The organism is Streptomyces sp. NPDC051105, assembly GCF_040682795.1.
Taxonomy (GTDB): Bacteria; Actinomycetota; Actinomycetes; order Streptomycetales; family Streptomycetaceae; genus Streptomyces.
The window spans coordinates 3,768-21,925 of the sequence record NZ_JBFBBR010000023.1 but is presented as its reverse complement, the minus strand read 5'-3'; the positions used below and the strand labels follow the sequence as shown (position 1 = coordinate 21,925).

The window sequence follows — 18,158 nt, the reverse complement described above, 5'->3', positions numbered from 1 at the left end:
TCCATGCCCCCTGTCGGTGCTCCCCGCCTGTCCCGCACACTGGAAGGCCCCCGCAGGCAGGAGGCGATGCATGAGGACCGTCGAGCGCTGGCTCACCTCTCCGTGGCGGCGTTCCTGCGCGGCGGCGCTCGCGGGCGCGCTGCCCGTACTGGCCTTTCCGGCACCGTCGCTGTGGTGGTTCGCCTACGTCGCCCTGGTCCCCTGGCTGCTGCTGGCGCGCTCGGCGCCGACCGGGCGGCGGGCGGCTTACGACGGTTGGTGCGGCGGGTTCGGGTTCATGGTCGCCGTGCACCACTGGCTGCTGCCGAGCCTGCACGTCTTCATCTTCCTGATCGCCGGGCTGCTGAGTGTGCTCTGGGCGCCCTGGGGCGTGCTGACCCGCCGGCTGCTGGGCGGGGCGCCGTCACCGGGGCGGGCCGCGACCGCGGTGCTGGTGCTGCCGTCGGGCTGGCTGATGGTGGAGCTGGTGCGGTCCTGGCAGGGGCTGGGCGGGCCGTGGGGCATGCTCGGCGCCACCCAGTGGCAGGTGACGCCCGCGCTGCGGCTGGCCTCCGTGGGCGGGGTGTGGCTGCTGAGCTTCCTGGTCGTGGCCGTCAACGTGGCGCTGACCGTGCTCGTCTCCGTGCGCGAGGCACGGGTGCCCGCGGTGGCCTCGCTGGTGGCCACGGCCGCCGCGACCTCCGCCGCCTGGGCGTGGTCACCGCGCCCGGACGTCGACGGCCATGTCCGCATCGCCCTCGTACAGCCCGGCATCGTCGACGGCACCGACAGCGGTGACCGGCGCTTCGCCCGCGAGGAGCAGCTGACCCGGCAACTGGCCGGGCAGCGCCCCGACCTGATCGTCTGGGGCGAGAGCAGCGTCGGGTACGACCTCGGTGACCGGCCGGACCTCGCCCGGCGGATCGCCGCCCTCTCCCGGGAGACCGGCGCGGACATCCTGGTCAACGTGGACGCCCGGCGCTCCGACCGGCCCGGCATCTACAAGAGTTCCCTCCTGGTGGGCGCGGACGGCCCGACCGGGGACCGGTACGACAAGATGCGGCTGGTCCCGTTCGGCGAGTACATACCGGCCCGTTCCCTGCTCGGCTGGGCCACCTCGGTCGGCAAGGCGGCCGGCGAGGACCGGCGCCGCGGCACCGAGCAGGTGGTGATGAACGTCGGCCACGGGCTGCGGGTCGGCCCCATGGTCTGCTTCGAGACCGCGTTCCCCGACATGAGCCGGCATCTCGCCCAGGACGGTGCCGAGGTGCTGATAGGCCAGACCTCCACCTCGTCCTTCCAGCACAGCTGGGCCCCCGAACAGCACGCCTCGCTGGCCGCTCTGCGGGCCGCCGAGACCGGCCGCACCATGGTCCACGCCACGCTGACCGGCGACTCCACGGTGTACGGCCCCGCCGGGCAGCGGCTGGGTCCGTGGCTGGGCACGGACGCCAGCAGGGCACAGGTGTACGAGGTGCCGATCGCCCGCGGTGTCACACCGTTCGTACGGTACGGCGACTGGACGGTGGACGGCGCGCTGCTGGTGCTGGCCGGCCTCTGTCTGACCGAGGGGCTGCGCGCGGTCAGGCTGCGCCGGAGTGCCGCCGAACCTCTCGTACCACCTGCTCGCACAGCTCATGAGTCGCCAGTGCGTCCCGGGCGCTGAGCACCTTGCCGGCGCGGACGGCGTCGAGGAACGCGAGCACGGCCCCTTCGATGCCGCGCTGCCGGGCGACCGGCACCCAGTCGCCGCGCCGCCGGACCGTCGGCTGCCCCTTGTGGTCGATGACCTCGGCGAGGTTGAGGACCTGGCGCTTGGTGTCCTGACCGGAGACCTCGAGGATCTCCTCCGCCGAGCCGCTGAGCCGGTTCATCACGCCGAGCGCGGTGAAACCGTCCCCGGACAGTTGCAGGACCACGTGGTGCAGCAGCCCCTCGGCGACGCGGGCGCGGACGGTGATGTCGTCGACCGGGCCGGGGACGAGGAAGCGGAGGGTGTCGACGACATGGATGAAGTCGTCGAGGATCATCGCGCGGGGTTCCTCGGGCAGTCCGATGCGGTTCTTCTGCATCAGGATCAGCTCGCGCGGGTGGTCGGCGCACTGGACGTAACCGGGGGCGTGGCGCCGGTTGAAGCCGACGAACAGCGAGACGTTCCGCGCCTCGGCGAGCGTCACAAGGCGCTCGGAGTCGTGGAGCCGGTAAGCGAGGGGCTTGTCGACGTACGTCGGTACGCCCGCCTCCAGAAGCCGGGTGACGATCTCCGGGTGGGCGGCCGTGGGCGCGTGCACGAAGGCGGCGTCGAGATCCTGGGCGAGGAGGTCGTCGAGGGTCGCGTGCCGGCGGTCGGCGGGCAGCCGGAGGCTGTCGGCGACCTCGGTGAGGGTGGCCGGGGTGCGGGTCTGGAGATGGAGTTCGAGGCCCGGCTGGGCGCCCAGCACCGGCAGATACGCCTTGCGCGCGATGTCGCCGAGTCCGATGCAGCCGACCTTCACTGACGCTCCCCTAGCGGTTGCCCATGTGCCTGTCCGGAAGCATACGGGCCGATATTCCGTGGTGGGATCGGGCGGGATGGGCGAGGATGCCGGGCATGACGACCGAACGCCGTTTTCCCGCCGTCGACGCCGGCGAACGCGCCATGCTGGAGGGCTGGTTGGAGTTCCACCGGCAGACCCTCGCGATGAAGTGCGCGGGCCTGACCGACGCCCAGCTCGCCATCGCCTCGGTGGAACCGTCCCCGCTGTCCCTCATGGGGCTGGTGCGGCACATGGCCGACGTGGAGCGGTCCTGGTACCGCAGGGTTCTCGCCGGCGAGGCGGCACCCCCGCTCTACTGGAGCGACGCGGAGCCGGACGGCGAGTTCCACTTCGGCGAGGGGGACACCTGGCAGGAGGCGTACGCGAGCTGGCAGGCCGAGATCGAGGCCGCCCGGCGCAACGCTGCCGACTTCGGCCTGGACGACCTCTCCAAGGGCCGCCACCGCCGCACCGGCGAGCAGATCAGCCTGCGCTGGATCCACACCCACATGATCGAGGAGTACGCCCGGCACAACGGCCACGCCGACCTGATCCGGGAGCGTATCGACGGCGCGACCGGCGACTGACGTCAGCCTCGCACCTGCCGGTCCCCCGTACGGGGCACGAGATCACCCGTGCGGGGCACCAATCTCCCGTCGGCGGTGTCAACCTCCGTGCGGACCCAGCAGAGTTGCGCGGGTGCATCGAACGACCACCACCGCAGCGCTTCTGGTCTCCGTGACCGTCTCGGCCCTCTCCGGCTGCGTGACGGTCCAGCGTCCGGCGGCGCCCGGCCCGCCGCCCGGTGCGGCGCCCTCACAACCGTCGGTGCCCCGCCCGGACGGGTCCGCCGAGCCCCGGGTGGTGCAGGCGCCGGTCAAGGAGGCCCTGGAGATGGTCGGCCCGTCCCACCCGGCCCATCGGGCCACGCCGACCGCCGCCCACGCCCCGGCGCCCCCTCCCCCGGCCCACCACCGGACCCCCGCCCCGCGCGCGGCCGCCCCCCACCCCCACCCGCACCCCCAGCGGACCCGCGGCCCGGGGACCGACATCCCCGATCTCTCCGGGTCCGTGCCGAAGGCCCCGGACGTGTGCGCCCTCGGCAGGCAGTACGGCGGCTGGCGCACGGACAGCCCGGAGACGCGGATCTGCGAGCAGACGTACGGGCGTTGAGGAGGCGCCGGCCGTGGTGCGGTGAACGGCGACCGGGGTCTGGTCGGCCCGACAGCATCTTGACGGCGGCGGCGTGCATGGTCGTCGTGCTGAGGACGCCCCCCAAGCCCCGCGCGGACCACACGATCGTGACCGTCACGAAATTCCGACCAGACCCCGGATCGACCGGACCGCCGCTAGTTGGGCCGCTGCCGTGGTGGGCCCCAGGAGTCGCCGTCCGGCGTGTCGTCCTCCCCCAGCCGCAGCTCCAGGCGGCTGATCGCGGCCCGCACTCCGTCGCCGTACCCGTCGTCGCCGAGGGCGGCGGCTGCGCCGCGGGCCCGGCGCAGATGGGTGCGGGCGGCCTCGGTGCGGCCGAGCTTGACGTAGTCGGCGGCGAGGTTCAGATGCAGCGAGGGGTAGAAACCGCGCAGTCCCTCGGCTCCCGCCGCCTCGTCCGCCGCCGACAACGCCCTCAGATCCCAGGCGAGTTCGTCGGACGGGTCGTCCTGGGTGTCGGCCAGATAGTGGGCCAGGGTGCAGCGGTGCAACGGCTCGCCGTGTTCGCCGAGCTCCGCCCACAGGTCGAGCAGGCGCCGGCGGGCCTCCTCACGGTCCCCGGCGTGGTGCAGCATCACGACCTGCCCGATCCGTGTGAGCACGGCATCGGGTGCCGTGCGCTCCTGTCGCTCCGCCACCAGGTCCTCCGAGCTCTCCGCTGTCTCCGACGACGCTAACCGCCACCGGGACCCCTCAGTGCCATCCGACCCACCCCGAAACCAACGTGTTCCCACGCACCGGCCGGCCCCGCGCCCGAGCGGCCCACATCCCGCGGGACCACCGCCCCCGGCTCCCCACTCGGACCGGATCGCCGTCCGCTCACCGCGCACAACCGCCGCGCCCACCAGCCCGCCCTGCGGGCGACCGCCCCCCACCCGCCCGCACCGCGCCGAACCGCCCCGGCGGCCCCGCCCCCCGTCGGCCGACACCCCCGTAGCCCCGGCACCCTGTCCCGCGGGCTCAGCCCAGGTTCGGGATGCGCCAGTCGATCGGCTGGTGGCCCTGCTTCGCGACCGCCTCGTTGATCTGGGTGAACGGGTGGGAGCCGAAGAACTTCTTCGCGGACAGGGGGGAGGGGTGGGCGCCCTGGACGACCACGTGCCGGGTCTCGTCGATCAGGCGGAGCTTCTTCTGCGCGTAGCCGCCCCAGAGGACGAAGACCGCCGGGTCGGGCCGCTCGGCGACCGCGCGGATCACCGCGTCCGTGAACTTCTCCCAGCCCTTGTTCTTGTGGGAGTTGGCCTCACCGGCGCGGACGGTGAGCACCGCGTTGAGCAGCAGCACGCCCTGCTGGGCCCACGGCATCAGATAGCCGTTGTCCGGCGTCTCCTCCCAGCCCAGCTCCTCCTTCATCTCCTTGTAGATGTTCCGCAGGGACGGCGGGATCTTCACGCCGGGGCGGACGGAGAAGCACAGACCGTGGCCCTGGCCCTCGCCGTGGTACGGGTCCTGGCCGAGGACCAGCACCTTGACCTGGTCGTACGGCGTAGCGTCCAGCGCGGCGAAGACCTCCTCGCGCGGCGGGTAGACAGGGCCGTTCGCCCGCTCCTCCTCGACGAACTCGGCCAGCTCCTTGAAGTAGGGCTGCTGCAGTTCGTCGCCCAGAACCCCGCGCCAGGACTCGGGCAGCATGGCGATGTCGGTCACGTCAACGTCCTCACGATGTGCGGTCACTTGCAGTTCCTGCTGATGCCCAAGAACCTACAGGCGGCCACTGACAATCGCCCTCGCACAGCGGTTCACCAGCTGGTCTTGCGGTGCAGCTCCCACATCATCATGATCGTCGACGGGTCGAGCGCCCGCTCGCCGCCGGAGATGTCGTCGCTGGCCGCGACATACTGCCGCCCCTGCCACAGTGGGATCAGCCGGGCGTCGTTGACGAGGATCTGCTGGGCTTCCTTGAACTCCTTGACGACCTCGCCGCGGTCGCTCTCGGTGCGCGACTCGGGCAGCAGCTTGCCGGTGATCACGGGGGACGGGTACGGCGTCCCGAGCGCGTTCTGCTCGCCGACGAACGGGGCGATGAAGTTGTCCGCGTCGGGGAAGTCCGGGAACCAGCCGCGCCCGAACACCGGGTACTCGCCCTTCTGGTAGCCGACGACGTAGGTCTTCCAGGGCCGGCTTCTGAGGGTGATGGTGAACAGCCCTGAGTCGTCCAGCTGTTGCTTGAGTTCCTGGAACATCCGGCCGGTCTCGGAGCCGTAGCGGTCCGTGGTGTACCAGAAGGTGAGCGGGACCCTCTGGGTGATGCCGGCGTCGGCGAGGATCTTGCGGGCCTTGGAGGTGCTGGGGTCGCCGTAGTCGTCGAAGAAGCCGGTGGTGTGGCCGGTGAGGCCCGCCGGGACCATGGAGTAGAGCGGGTCGACGGTGCCCTTGTAGACCTTGTGGGCGATCGCGGAGCGGTCGACGATCTGGGCCACCGCCTTGCGCACGGCGGGCACTTTGGCCCACGGGTCGGCGGGGTTGAACACCAGGTAGCTGATGTCGGTGCCGGTGCCGTCGACCAGTTGCAGGTCGGTGTCGGCGTGCGCCTCCAGGGCGACGATGTCGGAGGCGGCGAGGCCACGGTAGGTGACGTCGATGTCCCCGGACCGCAGGGCCTTGACCATGGTGGCCGAGTCCTGGAAGTAGCGGATGGTCACCGCGTCGTTCTGCCGGTCGGCGAAGCCCTGGTAGCGGTCGTTGCGGACGAGTTCGGCCCGCTTGTCGTCGTACGCCTTGAGGGTGTACGGCCCGGAGCCGTACACGGAGTCGTCCTTGCGCAGCGACCTCGCGGGATAGTCGTCGGGGTCGACGATCGACATGGCCGGGGTGGCGAGCACGAACGGGAAGGTGGCGTCGGTCTTGTTGAGGTGGAAGACCACCTCGCGGTCACCGAGCGCCTGCACCCGGTCGAGGCTGCCGAGCAGTCCGGCGGGTCCGCTGGGCGCCTTGATGGTCCGGATCCGGTCGATGGAGTACTTGACGGCCTCCGCGTCGAGCGCGTCGCCGTCCGCGAACTTCAGGCCGGAGCGCAGTTCGCAGCGGTAGGTGCGTTTGCCGGAGTCCGTGAAGGCGCAGTTCTCGGCGGCGTCGGGTTGCGGGGCGGTGGCACCGTCGGGGTAGGCGAGCAGGCTCTGGTAGATGTTCCGGAACAGCTCCCAGGAGCCGTCCCAGGAACCGGCGGGGTCGAGGGTGCTGGGGGCGCTGGTGGTCCCGACGACGATCGGCCCGCTGTCACCCGTACCGGTGCTGGAGAACACTCCACAGCCGGCCACCAGGGCTATGGACGCGACAGCGGCCACTCTTCGAAGGCCTCGGTTCCGGTTGAACACGCGCTCGCTCCTCGATCCGCCATACCAGGGGTCGGCGGCAGACCATACCGCAGCGTTGTCCTCCTTGAACCGCCCCGGAAACACGGGCGTTGATCGAATGTGCTATGACGACGTTGTCATTCAGCTGTGCGGATCTTGTACGGCGATCCGGGCGTCGTTTCCGTCGTTCCTGGGACGAAATGTCTGTGACGAAGACGACGCCCGGAGGCGGCCCGGACGGTCTGTGGTGCCGTCAGGCCATGCCGGCGTTGAGGAAGATGCCGCCGTCGACCACGAGGGTCTGGCCGGTGACCCAGTCGGACTGCTCCGAGGTCAGGAACGCGGCCGCGCCGCCGATGTCGGAGGGCACGCCGAGCCGCTTGAGCGGGTAGCCCGCGGCGGCCTCCGCCTCCCGGCCCTCGTACAGGGCCTCGGCGAACTTGGTCTTGACGACCGCGGGGGCGATCGCGTTGACCCGGACGCCCGGCGCGAACTCGTGCGCCAGCTGCTGGGTCAGGTTGATCATCGCGGCCTTGCTGATGCCGTAGGCGCCGATGAACGGCGAGGCCGACAGACCGGCGACGGAGGCGATGTTGACGATGGCGCCGCCGTTGTCCTTCTGCCAGGCGTGCCAGGTCTTCTGGGCGAAGCCGAGGGCCGAGACCACGTTGGTCTCGAACACCTTGCGGGCCACGTCCAGGTCGACGTCGGCGATCGGGCCGAAGACCGGGTTGGTTCCGGCGTTGTTGACGAGGAAGTCGACGCGGCCGAAGACCTCCATGGTGCGCTCGACGACCTCGCTCTGGTGGGCCAGGTCGTGGGCCTTGCCGGCGATGCCGATGACCCGCTCGGAGCCGAGGCTCTCGACGGCCTCCTTGAGGGCGTCCTCGTTGCGGCCGGTGATGGCGACCCGGTCGCCGCGGGCGATCAGCGCCTCGGCGACGCCGTAGCCGATGCCGCGGCTCGCGCCGGTGATGATGGCGACCTTGCCGGACAGCTCGGGCAGTTCAGTCATGTCGGTGATCCTCGATAGTCCCTGGTGAGTCCCTGGTGCCCGCTAGTCCAGCGGTCCGCCGGCCACGTACAGCACCTGGCCGGAGACGAAGCCGGCCGCCTCGTTCGTGAAGAAGGCGATGGCGTTGGCGATGTCCTCGGGCTCACCGACACGCTGCACCGGGATCTGGGTGGCGGCGGCTGCCTTGAACTCCTCGAAGCCCATCTTCACGCGCTCGGCGGTGGCCTTGGTCATCTCGGTGGCGATGAAGCCGGGGGCGACGGCGTTGGCGGTGATGCCGAACTTGCCGAGCTCGATGGCGAGGGTCTTGGTGAAGCCCTGCAGACCGGCCTTGGCGGCGGAGTAGTTGGCCTGGCCGCGGTTGCCGAGCGCCGAGGAGGAGGACAGGTTGACGACCCGGCCCCAGCCGGCCTCGACCATGTGCTGCTGGACGGCCTTGGTCATCAGGAAGGAGCCGCGCAGGTGCACGTTCAGGACCGTGTCCCAGTCGGACGCGGACATCTTGAACAGCAGGTTGTCGCGGAGCACGCCGGCGTTGTTGACCAGGATGGTCGGGGCGCCCAGCTCCTCGACGACCCGGGTGATCGCGGCGGCGACCTGGGCCTCGTCGGAGACGTCGGCGCCGACCGCGATCGCCTTGCCGCCGGCCCCGGTGATCTTCTCCACGGTGTCCTTGCAGGCGGCCTCGTCGAGGTCGATCACGGCGACCGCGCGGCCCTCGGCGGCCAGTCGTACGGCGGTGGCGGCGCCGATCCCGCGTGCGGCACCGGTGACGACCGCGACCCGCTGCTCTGTGGTGGACATTCCTGTGTCTCCTCGCCCTTGAGAGAACCTGATCGAGTGAGCCCGCTCGCGGAGCCCGCCCTGCGGTGAGCGACCGCTTAGTACCTTCAGCAGACGTGACGCTAGAAGCCCTGGCACGCGGTGTCAACGTCACCCCGCGCGGGTGTGATCCATTACCTCACCAGGAGGTCCAGCAACCGCGCGGTCTCGGCCGCCGGATCGAGGGTGAGACCGGTGTGCACGGGACCGGGCTGCACGACCGTCGAGCGGGGGGCGACGAGCCACCGGAAGCGCCGCCCCGGGTCGTCGCCGGCCGCCTGCCCCGCCGCCTCCCCGCCCGCGCAGACGCTCTCGACCGCCCCGAGCGCGGCGCGCACCCCGGCCACGTCCGCGCCCGGGTCCAGGGCCAGCAGCCGGGCCTCGTCGAGATGGGTGCGGGCGCCGACGTAGGCCTTGGCCCGGCAGTAGACGATCACGCCCGCGTTGATGCACTCGCCGCGCTCCACGCGGGGCACCACACGCAGCAGGGCGTACTCGAAGACATCCCGGTCGCCGCCCTGGCCGGACCGGGTGATGTGCCGCTCGACCACATGTCCGGCCACGTGAATGTGGTTCTGGCTCACTTTGCTCCCTTGGTGCGGGGCTCGACGCCGGTGATGCGCTCATGGATGACGGCGGCCCGGGCGAGCAGCGGCCGGGCGTAGGTCCGCCGCAGGTCGTCGGGGGTGTCGAAGCCGGGTTCGTCGGCGAGCCAGACGTCGGGGATCTCGGCGGTGACCTCGGCGAGCAGGTCCTCGGTGACCCGGGGCGCCAACTCCGCGGCGGCCGCCCGGACATCGGGGGCGAAGCCGCTCAGCGCGTGGTCGGCGGCGTCGTACGCGCGGGCGGCGGAGGCCTCGGCGGCGGGCCAGTTGTGCTGCCAGATCATGGTGGCCCCGTGGTCGATGAGCCACAGGTCGCCGCGGTGCACCAGCAGGTTGGGGTTGCGCCAGGAGCGGTCGACGTTGTTGATCAGCGCGTCGAACCAGACGATCCGCCCGGCCTCCTCGGGGCTCACCGCGAAGGCGAGCGGGTCGAAGCCGAGGGCGCCGGAGAGGAAGTCCATGCCGAGGTTGGTGCCGCCGCTCCCCCGCAGCAGGTCCTGCACCTGCTGCTCGGGTTCGCCCAGCCCCAGCACGGGGTCCAGTTCGACGGTGACCAGACGGGGCATCCGGAACCCGAGCCGGCGGGCGAGTTCACCGCAGACGACCTCGGCGACCAGTGTCTTGCGGCCCTGCCCCGCGCCGGTGAACTTCATGACGTACGTCCCGAAGTCGTCGGCCTCGACGAGCCCCGGCAGTGAGCCACCCTCACGCAGGGGCGTGACATAGCGGGTCGCGGTGACCTCTTTCAACACTTTCCCAGGCCACCTATCTCTTCAATCTTGCGATCAACGGCCGACTTGGCGGGGGCTCAGCAGCGGGAATCATCCGTCAACGGGCCTGGGCGGAATCTGGGGAGTTTCGGCCGCCCTGCCGATCTCTCCGCTCCCCAAGCAGTCCGTCGATGGCGGTAGCGTCCCTGCCGGCCTCCGACATGAAGTGAGCATAATAACCGAGGGTGATCGCGAGCGAGCAGTGCCAGATCCACCGCGCCAAGGTCACCCAAGAGTCCCCCGTCTCCAGCAGCCACTGCGGTCTCGTATGCGCCGCGACGCCTTCTCCGCGGCGGCGAAGAAGCCACTGTGCTCCCGCCCGCGGTGCGAGGCCGGGCTCGCCGACGCCGCCCGCGCGGGAGCGGTCGGCGCACATCACCAGGATCGGGCGATGTGCGTTCACCAAGCCGCGCCGGAGGCTGGTGCGTGGCTGACGGACACGAGGAGGAGCGGTGAGCGTATTGGCGATCGGGCTGAGCCACAACAGCGCGCCGATGGCCCTCCTGAACCGGGTCTCGGTCACGGGGGACACACTCGGCAAGCTGCTGCATGACGTGGCGCTGGCCGAGCCCGTGGCCGAGGTGTTCGTGGTCTCGACGTGCAACCGGATCGAGGTGTACGCCGACGTCGACCGATTTCACGCCGGTGTGACGGTGATCTGCGAGCTGCTCGCACGGCACTCCGGGGTCCCCCTCGATGACCTGACCCCCCACCTGTACGTGCATTACGAGGACCGCGCGGTCAGCCACCTGCTGACCGTGGCCTGCGGGCTGGACTCGATGGTGGTGGGCGAGGAGCAGGTCGTCGGCCAGGTGCGCGCGGCGATCAGGCTGGCCGCGCGGGAGGGCACCATCGGACGGGTCCTGGGCGACCTCGGCCGCGTCGCGCTGCGGGCGGGCAAACGAACCCGGGCCGAGACCGGGATCGGCCGCGCCGGGGCCGGTCTGCTGGGCCTGGCGGTGGAGCTCGCCGCGCCGCGTCTGGGCGAGCGGGGTCTGACGGGCCGGGATGTGCTGGTGGTCGGGGCCGGGTCGATGAGCGCGCTGGCGGTGGCGACCGCGGCCAGGAGCGGGGCGGCCACGATCGTGGTGGCCAACCGGACCCGCCGGAAGGCGGAGCGGCTGGCCGCCCGGCCGGGCGCGTCGCTGACCCGGGTCGTGGGCCTGGGGGACCTGCCCTCCGCCATGGCGGAGGCGGACGTCGTGATCTGCTGCACCGGTGCGGCGGGGTACGTGATCACCGCCGACATGGTCCGCGTCGAGCGGTGCGGCGGCCTGGTGTTGCTGGATCTGGCGATGCCCCGCGACGTGGAGCCCGCCGTGGCCGACCTGCCGGGCGTGACGGTGATCGGCATGGACGCGCTCAGGGAGAACCGGACCGGCGCCGCTACCGACGACCTCGCTGCGGTGCGGGCGATCCTGGAGACCGAACTTGCCGCCTATCGATCGGCGGTCGACGCCGCCCGGGTCGCTCCCCTCGTCGTCGCGCTGCGCGCCAGGGCGGTCGGCGTGGTCGACGCCGAACTGGCCAGACTGACCGGCCGGCTGGGCCCCGACGCGCCGAGCGGCCGTGTCCTTGCCGAAATGGCTCAGTCCATGCGGCGGGTGGTGGACAAGCTCCTGCACGAGCCGACCGTACGGGTGAAGGAACTCGCGGGCTCGCCGAAGGGCGAGGACTACGCGGCGGCACTGGGAATCCTGTTCGATCTCGATCCTTGCGCGGTCCAGGCGGTCACCCGGGCCCCCACCCCGGGGCAGGAGGAGCTCCCGTGAACGCACAGCCGCTGCGACTCGGCAGCCGTAGGAGCCCGATGGCCGGTCCCGGCGGGTGGCCGGCATGATCACCGAGCGGACCGGCCGACCGGTGGAGATCGTCCGGGTGACGACGCCGGGCGGCGTCGGCCGGGCGCGACCGCACCGGGGCGGCGGCACCGGAGGGTGCGCCGGCGCGCTCGCGAGGCCCAGCTCGGCGGTGAGATCGACCTGGCTCTGAGAACCCTCCCATTTCGAAGGTGAGACACCCGTCCGAGGGCACTCACCACCGACCTGTGCGATGGTCGGAAGTGCGCACCATGCCCCTGCCCACTTCACCGTGACGGCCATGAGAACTGCAGGCCCCTTCCAGAGCGCCGACGATCGGACGGCACCTGCTGTCCGGGGTCGGATCGTCTCCCGCCCCGCGCTGTACGCACGGCTTGCCGGAGCGGCACGCGTCACCACGGTGTCGGCGCCGGCCGGCAGCGGGAAGACCTTCCTGTTGCGGTCCTGGGTCCGCGAGACAGGCCTGGCGGAGCGTGCCGCGAGCGTCTCGGTGCAGCGCGAGGAACGCGACCCGCAACGGTTCTGGATCACCGTGTGCGACGCGCTGCGGGCCACGGACGTCGGGTCCGGCCTGGTCCGGCCGTTGACGGAAGCGCCGGATCTGGACGGGTGGACCATCGTGGAGCGACTGCTCGGGGACCTGGCGCCGCTGGCGGACCCGGTCTGGCTGATCATCGACGACCTGCACGAGCTGGTCTCGACGGAGGCGCAACGCCAGCTGGAACTGCTGCTGATGCGCGCGCCGCCGGAGCTGCGGTTCGTGCTCGCCACCCGGCGGGATCTGCGCCTTGGCCTGCACCGGCTGCGACTGGAGGCGGGACTCACCGAGATCCGCGCAGACGGACTGCGGTTCAGCCTGGACGAGGCGGCGGCGCTGTTCCACGGCGCGGGGGTGGAGCTGGCCGGGGCCACCCTCGCGCGGCTGCACGAACGGACCGAGGGATGGGCTGCGGGCCTGCGGCTGGCCGCACTCTCGTTGGAGGGGCATCCGGACCCGGAGGGATTCGCGGCCGGGTTCGCCGGCAGCGAGCGGACAGTGGCCGATTACCTGCTGGCCGAGGTGATGGAGCGGCAGAGCGAGGAGGTCCGGCGACTGCTGCTGCGGACCAGCGTGCTGGAACGGGTCAACGGCGAACTCGCCGACCTCCTGGCGGGGAGTTCCGGCGCGGAGCGGGCCTTGCAGGACCTGGAGGAGGCCGGGGCGTTCGTCATCTCGCTGGACCCGCGGCGGTCCTGGTTCCGGTACCACACGATGTTCGCGGACCTGCTCCAGCTGGAACTGCGACGTACCGCTCCGGACGAGGTGCCCGCGGTGCATCGCACCGCGGCCTGCTGGTACGCGGACCACGGCTATCCGGTGGAGGCGGTCCGGCACGCCCAGGCGGCGGGGGACTGGGGTCCGGCGGGCCGCCTGCTCTCGGACCACTGGATCGGTGTCGGCCTGGACGGACAGGCCGCCACGGCCCACGCGCTGCTGGCCGGATTCCCCGCCGAGATGATCTCCGCCGACGGGGAGCTCACGACACTGGCCGCCTTCGACGAAGCGGTGAACGGCTCGCTGGCGGAGGCGGAGCGATGGCTGGCCCTGGCCACCCGAGGCTCGGCGCCGACGTCCGCGGACCGGCGGGAGCATGTCGATCTGATGGTCACCGTGGTGCGGCTCCTGCTGGCTCGCCAGCGCGGCGACCTGCCGGCCGTGGTCGAGGAAGCACAGCGGCTGCTCGCCCGCGGTGACGCCCTGGACGCGGCGGAGTTCGAACGCGGGGCCGAGCTGCGTGCCCTGGCGCTGATCAGCCTGGGCATCGCCGAGACCTGGTGCCAGCGGTACGAAGACGCCGACCGGCACCTCGAACGGGGCGTCGCACTGTCCCACCGGATCGAGCGGCCGTATCTGGAGATCCTGGGGCTGGCGCACTGGGCGGTCGTGGCGCTCAGCCGGGAGCTCGCCGTGGCCGCCGAGCGCGGCCGGCGGGCCATGGAGCTGGCCGACCGGCACGGCTGGGCCGACGAGCGGATCGTCACGGCCGCGCATGTGGCGCTCGGCCTGCACATGCTCTGGCGGGGACGGCTCGACGAGGCGGAGCCGTGGCTGGAGCGGGCCGAGCGGACGGTGCACCAGGAGGCCGATCCGGTGACCGTCCTGATCCTGCACTACGGCCGCGGGCTGCTGGACCTGGCCCGTGGCCGCGACGAGGACGCGCTGGCCGGTCTCCGCGCGGCCGAGCACGTGAGCGGTCTGGTCGCCGCCCGTCATCCGCTCTCCACGAAAGCGCGGGCGTTCCAGCTGCACACATGGGTGCGGCTCGGTGAGGGGCAGCGTGTCGAACAGGCCCTGGCCGAGATGGACACGTGGGAGCTCGAAACCGGGGAGACACGGGTCGCCACGGCGGCGCTGTGGCTGGACCGGGACGAACCCCTGGCGGCGATCGCCGCGCTCGCGCCCGTCCTCGACGGCTCCGCCCCGCTCATGGAACCCCGGGGCTGGCAGATTCAAGCCCTCCTGCTCGATGCGCTCGCACGCGATGCGCTCGGCGACCAGGCCGCCGCGGAGCGCACCCTGGAACAGGCACTCGATCTCGTCGAGCCCGACGCCGCTCTGCTGCCCTTCCTCCTTCACCCCGCACCGGGAGTGCTGGAGCGGCACGCCCGGCGCGGCACCGCCCATGCCGCCATGATCTCCGAGATCCTCGACCTCCTGGCCGGCAAGCAGGCGGCGCCGGCGGCCGGCGCACCGGCGCGGCTGCGCGAGCCGCTGACCCACAGTGAGACCCGCGTCCTGCGCTACCTGCCGACGAACCTGCCGGCACCGGAGATCGCCGACGAGCTGTCCCTGTCGGTGAACACCGTGCGGACACACATGCGGCACCTGTACGGGAAACTCGGCACCCACAGCCGTAGCCAGGCCGTGGGGCGAGCCAGGGCCCTGGGCCTGCTTGCCCCCTCTTCGCGCAGGTCCTGAGACGGGTCTCGGGCCCGGCGCGGGTGTCAGGCCTGGCGGCGCCTGCCGTGGACCCGGCCGCTCACGGGCGTGCCGTCGCAGCGGTGGAGTTCGATCAGCTCCAGGCCGAGAGCTTCGATCTGGGCCAGCGCGCCATGCAGCGCGGCGCGATCGGGCAGCGTCCCGCTCAGCAGGGTCTCGGCTCCCTGGATCTCGGCGCGCAGGCCGGGAAACGCGCCGAGGAAGGTCTGGCTCAGGTGCCCGCGCAACCGGATCTCGTAGCACGCGGATGTCGTCGGAATGTTCATGTCGCCAGCCTTCCGCCCAGAGTCTGGGCTGTTCCATGCCGGACGCCTGCTGTTCCGGACCTCGGGGGAATGGGCCCGGTGCCTGTCGGCGCCGGGCCCGTGGGCGGGTTGGGACCGTCGGTCAGGGCTGCCCGTCACGGACGGCCTTCTCGACCTGCTCGCCGAGGGTCTGGTCCACGTTCCGCCAGTACTGGAAGGCGCGTTCGAGCACCGGCTCGGACACGCCGCTCAGCAGGTGGCCGGCGATGTTGGACACCAGCCGGCCCCGCTCGGCGTCGTCCAGGACCTCGCGGACCATGGTGCGGGCCTGGCCCCAGTCGTCGTCGTCACGGCGCAGCGTGTAAGCGGACCGGACCATGTCGCCGTCGGCGGACCAGTGCACCTCTGCGGCCGCGACCGGGTCGGCCTGCGGGCCGCCGTAGGAGTTGGGCGCGTACACCGGGTCGGAGACGTTGCGGACACGCATCACGCCGTCCTTGGAGTACGAGTGCACCTCGACCTTCGCCGAGTTCACCGGGATCTGCTTGTAGTTGACCCCAAGCCTGGCGCGATGCGCGTCGGAGTAGGAGAACCCACGGGCCAGCAGCATCTTGTCCGGCGACAGCCCGGTGCCGGGCACCTGGTTGTTCGGCTCGAACGCGGCCTGCTCCATCTCCGTGTGGAAGTCGCTCACGTTGCGGTCCAGCGTCAGCCGGCCCACCTCCTGCAGCGGATAGTCGCCGTGCGGCCACACCTTGGTCAGGTCGAACGGGTTGAACCGGTAGGTCTTGGCGTCCTCGAACGGCATGATCTGCACCTTCAGCGTCCAGCTCGGGTACTCCCCGCGCCTGATCGCCTCGAACAGGTCACGCCGGTGGTAGTCGCCGTCCCTGCCGGCCAGGTCGTCGGCCTCGGCCTGGGTGAGGAACTCGATGCCCTGGTCGGTGATGAAGTGGTACTTGACCCAGAACAGCTCACCGTCGGCGTTGAGCCAGGAGTAGGTGTGACTGGAGTACCCGTTCATGTGCCGCCAGGTCCGCGGGATGCCCCGGTCGCCCATCAGCCAGGTCACCATGTGCGCCGACTCCGGGGACAGGGTCCAGAAGTCCCACTGCATGTCGTTGTCCCGCAGCCCGCTGTCGGCGCGGCGCTTCTGCGACCGGATGAAATGCTGGAACTTCAGCGCGTCGCGGATGAAGAACACCGGGGTGTTGTTCCCTACGAGGTCGAGATTGCCCTCGGAGGTGTACATCTTCAGCGAGAACCCGCGCGGGTCCCGCCAGGTGTCCGGGCTGCCCTGCTCCCCGGCCACGGTGGAGAACCGGATGAGCGTGTCGGTGCGGGTGCCGGGCTGGAACACCGCGGCCTTGGTGTAGGCGCTGACGTCGTTCGTGACCTCGAAGTGTCCGAACGCCCCCGCTCCCTTGGCGTGCGGCTGACGCTCCGGGATCCGCTCCCGGTTGAAGTTGGCCATCTGCTCGATCAGGTAGTGGTCCTGCAGCAGGATCGGACCGTCGGGGCCGACGGTCAGTGAATGGTCGTCGCTGGCCACCGGGATACCGGCGTCGTTGGTCGTCGGCTTGGGCTGGATGCTGGTCATGGACCGTTCTCCTCTAGGCGCGTGGGGGAATGCGGGGTGGTGGAAAGATCGGGGGGAACCGACCCGGGGCCGGCCTTTCCCGGGGTGTACAGGACCGTTGACGGTCCGTGCTCGGTCACTTGTCGCCGGGGTTGAGCGCCCGGAAGGCCAGGCCCGCCGCGATGCCGGCGGCCAGCTGGACGACGAGATAGACCCAGATCGTCGACCAGCCGAACAGCCCTGCCGTGGCGCCGCCCAGCGCGACCGCCGGGTTGAACACACCGCCGGAGATGCCGCCGACGGCGAACGCGCCGGCCGCGACGGTGAAACCGATCGCGAGCCCGTAGAACCCGTTGTCGGGCTGGTCCTTGCTGGTGGCCACGTTCAGCACGACGTAGCAGAGCGCGAAGGTGACCAGCAGTTCGACCACGGCGGCGGCCGCCTCGGTGTGCCCGGACAGCGTCAGGGTCCTGGCCGTCACGGGGTTGACCACCGCGCGGGCGATGATCCCGGCGACGACGCCGGCGACCACCTGCGCGACCACGTACGCGGCCGCGTCCCGGACTCCGATCCGGCGACGGACCAGCGCCGCCAGTGTCACCGCCGGGTTGTAGTGGCCGCCGGAGATGTGCCCGCCGGCGTAGATCATGACCATCAGGGTGGCGCCCGCCGCCAGCGGCACGAACACACTGCCGCTCAAGGCGGCGACCGCGACCGCGAACGTCAGGAAGAACGCGCCGATGAACTCGGTGACGTATTTCCGCGCCGCCACCCCGTACTGCGGGAGAGGAACCGCGTACGTGGCCGCTCCCTCTCGCGTGATTGCTCCTGCCATGATGGTGCTCCCTTTCCTACTGTTCGGCCTGCCCGACGCACTCAGCCTCCTGTCCGCCCTGATGAATCGACATCACCTGATTTTTGTGGTTTTCAGGGCATATGTCCGAACCGCAGGTTGAGCCACCCGTCGTCGGAAGCGACGAGGAACGCCCTGAGGACGGGCCGACGACCGGTCGACACTTGGTGAGGCGCGCGTCACACGACCTTGGTGAGGTCGGAGGAGACGGCTGGTGGGCGGCCCTTCGTTCCGGGAACCCTGTCGTTCCCCGGGGGGATCCGTCGCGCCGGCGTGGCCGGGCACCGTCGTCCGCGTCCATGCGAGGGGGATCACGGCGGCCGTCGCCGGTGAACTCGTCGACGGCTGGGGCATCGAGATTCGGCCCGGCCGCCCGCTTCGCCCGCATCGCCGGGAGGCGGCCCCCCGACTCGGCCACGCCCGCATCGCCGGGGAGGCGGCCCCCCGACTCGGCCACGCCCGCATCGCC

17 protein-coding genes are annotated in these 18,158 nt (G+C 71.4%); 6 read left to right on the top strand and 11 right to left on the bottom strand.

The window, feature by feature from the left end; genetic code table 11:
- The first annotated feature begins 70 nt into the window (after nucleotides 1-70).
- Nucleotides 71-1,645 carry an apolipoprotein N-acyltransferase gene (gene lnt / locus AB0N16_RS37890; RefSeq protein WP_365804935.1) on the top strand — a complete coding sequence of 525 codons (1,575 nt, stop codon included), beginning with the start codon at nucleotides 71-73 and terminating at the stop codon, nucleotides 1,643-1,645.
- On the opposite strand, the gene AB0N16_RS37885 is transcribed toward lnt, so the two are convergent.
- Nucleotides 1,563-2,474 (bottom strand): Gfo/Idh/MocA family oxidoreductase, encoded by a 912-nt coding sequence (locus AB0N16_RS37885; protein ID WP_365804933.1) that lies wholly within the window; start codon nucleotides 2,472-2,474, stop codon nucleotides 1,563-1,565. The genes lnt and AB0N16_RS37885 overlap by 83 nt on opposite strands.
- A 95-nt stretch (nucleotides 2,475-2,569) precedes the next feature.
- On the opposite strand from AB0N16_RS37885, the gene AB0N16_RS37880 reads away from it, so the two are divergent.
- Together AB0N16_RS37880 and AB0N16_RS37875 are read left to right on the top strand one after the other, a co-directional pair.
- Entirely contained in the window at nucleotides 2,570-3,082 is a 513-nt protein-coding gene (locus tag AB0N16_RS37880; protein WP_365804931.1) for a DinB family protein, read from the top strand.
- Nucleotides 3,083-3,194: 112 nt separating this feature from the next.
- Nucleotides 3,195-3,668: a hypothetical protein gene (locus AB0N16_RS37875; protein WP_365804929.1), complete on the top strand. Its 474-nt coding sequence runs from the start codon at nucleotides 3,195-3,197 to the stop codon at nucleotides 3,666-3,668.
- Between the two features lie 176 nt (nucleotides 3,669-3,844).
- On the opposite strand, the gene AB0N16_RS37870 is transcribed toward AB0N16_RS37875, so the two are convergent.
- The 7 genes from AB0N16_RS37870 to AB0N16_RS37840 all read right to left on the bottom strand — a co-directional run bounded on the left by AB0N16_RS37870 (nucleotide 3,845) and on the right by AB0N16_RS37840 (nucleotide 10,194).
- Nucleotides 3,845-4,345 carry a hypothetical protein gene (locus AB0N16_RS37870; protein WP_365804927.1) on the bottom strand — a complete coding sequence of 167 codons (501 nt, stop codon included), beginning with the start codon at nucleotides 4,343-4,345 and terminating at the stop codon, nucleotides 3,845-3,847.
- Between the two features lie 322 nt (nucleotides 4,346-4,667).
- Nucleotides 4,668-5,354 carry a uracil-DNA glycosylase gene (ung, locus tag AB0N16_RS37865; protein WP_365805089.1) on the bottom strand — a complete coding sequence of 229 codons (687 nt, stop codon included), beginning with the start codon at nucleotides 5,352-5,354 and terminating at the stop codon, nucleotides 4,668-4,670.
- Nucleotides 5,355-5,446: 92 nt separating this feature from the next.
- The gene (locus tag AB0N16_RS37860; RefSeq protein ID WP_365804925.1) at nucleotides 5,447-7,021 is read right to left on the bottom strand and encodes an ABC transporter substrate-binding protein; all 1,575 of its coding nucleotides are present in this window, start codon (nucleotides 7,019-7,021) and stop codon (nucleotides 5,447-5,449) included.
- Between the two features lie 232 nt (nucleotides 7,022-7,253).
- Nucleotides 7,254-8,015, bottom strand: a complete 762-nt coding sequence (locus tag AB0N16_RS37855; RefSeq protein ID WP_365804923.1) for an SDR family oxidoreductase — start codon at nucleotides 8,013-8,015, stop codon at nucleotides 7,254-7,256.
- Nucleotides 8,016-8,057: 42 nt separating this feature from the next.
- Nucleotides 8,058-8,819, bottom strand: a complete 762-nt coding sequence (gene fabG / locus AB0N16_RS37850) for a 3-oxoacyl-ACP reductase FabG (protein WP_365804921.1) — start codon at nucleotides 8,817-8,819, stop codon at nucleotides 8,058-8,060.
- A 152-nt stretch (nucleotides 8,820-8,971) separates the two neighbouring features.
- Nucleotides 8,972-9,388: a DUF3037 domain-containing protein gene (locus tag AB0N16_RS37845; RefSeq protein ID WP_365805087.1), complete on the bottom strand. Its 417-nt coding sequence runs from the start codon at nucleotides 9,386-9,388 to the stop codon at nucleotides 8,972-8,974.
- Nucleotides 9,389-9,417: 29 nt separating this feature from the next.
- A complete protein-coding gene (locus AB0N16_RS37840; protein WP_365804919.1) occupies nucleotides 9,418-10,194 on the bottom strand; it encodes a HipA family kinase in 777 nt (258 codons plus the stop codon).
- Nucleotides 10,195-10,664: 470 nt separating this feature from the next.
- Here AB0N16_RS37840 and AB0N16_RS37835 point away from each other — a divergent pair, with 470 nt between their 5' ends.
- Complete coding sequence (locus tag AB0N16_RS37835; RefSeq protein WP_365804917.1) at nucleotides 10,665-11,984, top strand: glutamyl-tRNA reductase; 1,320 nt, start codon at nucleotides 10,665-10,667, stop codon at nucleotides 11,982-11,984.
- Nucleotides 11,985-12,312: 328 nt separating this feature from the next.
- Nucleotides 12,313-14,991 carry a LuxR C-terminal-related transcriptional regulator gene (locus AB0N16_RS37830; RefSeq protein ID WP_365804915.1) on the top strand — a complete coding sequence of 893 codons (2,679 nt, stop codon included), beginning with the start codon at nucleotides 12,313-12,315 and terminating at the stop codon, nucleotides 14,989-14,991.
- A 26-nt stretch (nucleotides 14,992-15,017) separates the two neighbouring features.
- Here AB0N16_RS37830 and AB0N16_RS37825 read toward each other — a convergent pair whose 3' ends face one another.
- The 3 genes from AB0N16_RS37825 to AB0N16_RS37815 form a co-directional block, all read right to left on the bottom strand.
- Nucleotides 15,018-15,278, bottom strand: a complete 261-nt coding sequence (locus tag AB0N16_RS37825) for a hypothetical protein (protein ID WP_365804913.1) — start codon at nucleotides 15,276-15,278, stop codon at nucleotides 15,018-15,020.
- 121 nt (nucleotides 15,279-15,399) lie between these two features.
- On the bottom strand, nucleotides 15,400-16,857 hold the full coding sequence (locus AB0N16_RS37820) for a catalase (RefSeq protein ID WP_365804911.1): 1,458 nt from the start codon (nucleotides 16,855-16,857) through the stop codon (nucleotides 15,400-15,402).
- A gap of 115 nt (nucleotides 16,858-16,972) precedes the next feature.
- Nucleotides 16,973-17,671: an aquaporin gene (locus AB0N16_RS37815; RefSeq protein WP_365804909.1), complete on the bottom strand. Its 699-nt coding sequence runs from the start codon at nucleotides 17,669-17,671 to the stop codon at nucleotides 16,973-16,975.
- Nucleotides 17,672-17,903: 232 nt separating this feature from the next.
- Between AB0N16_RS37815 and AB0N16_RS37810 the strand changes: the two genes are divergently transcribed.
- Nucleotides 17,904-18,158: hypothetical protein (locus tag AB0N16_RS37810; RefSeq protein WP_365804907.1), on the top strand; the 255-nt coding region annotated here is incomplete at its 3' end.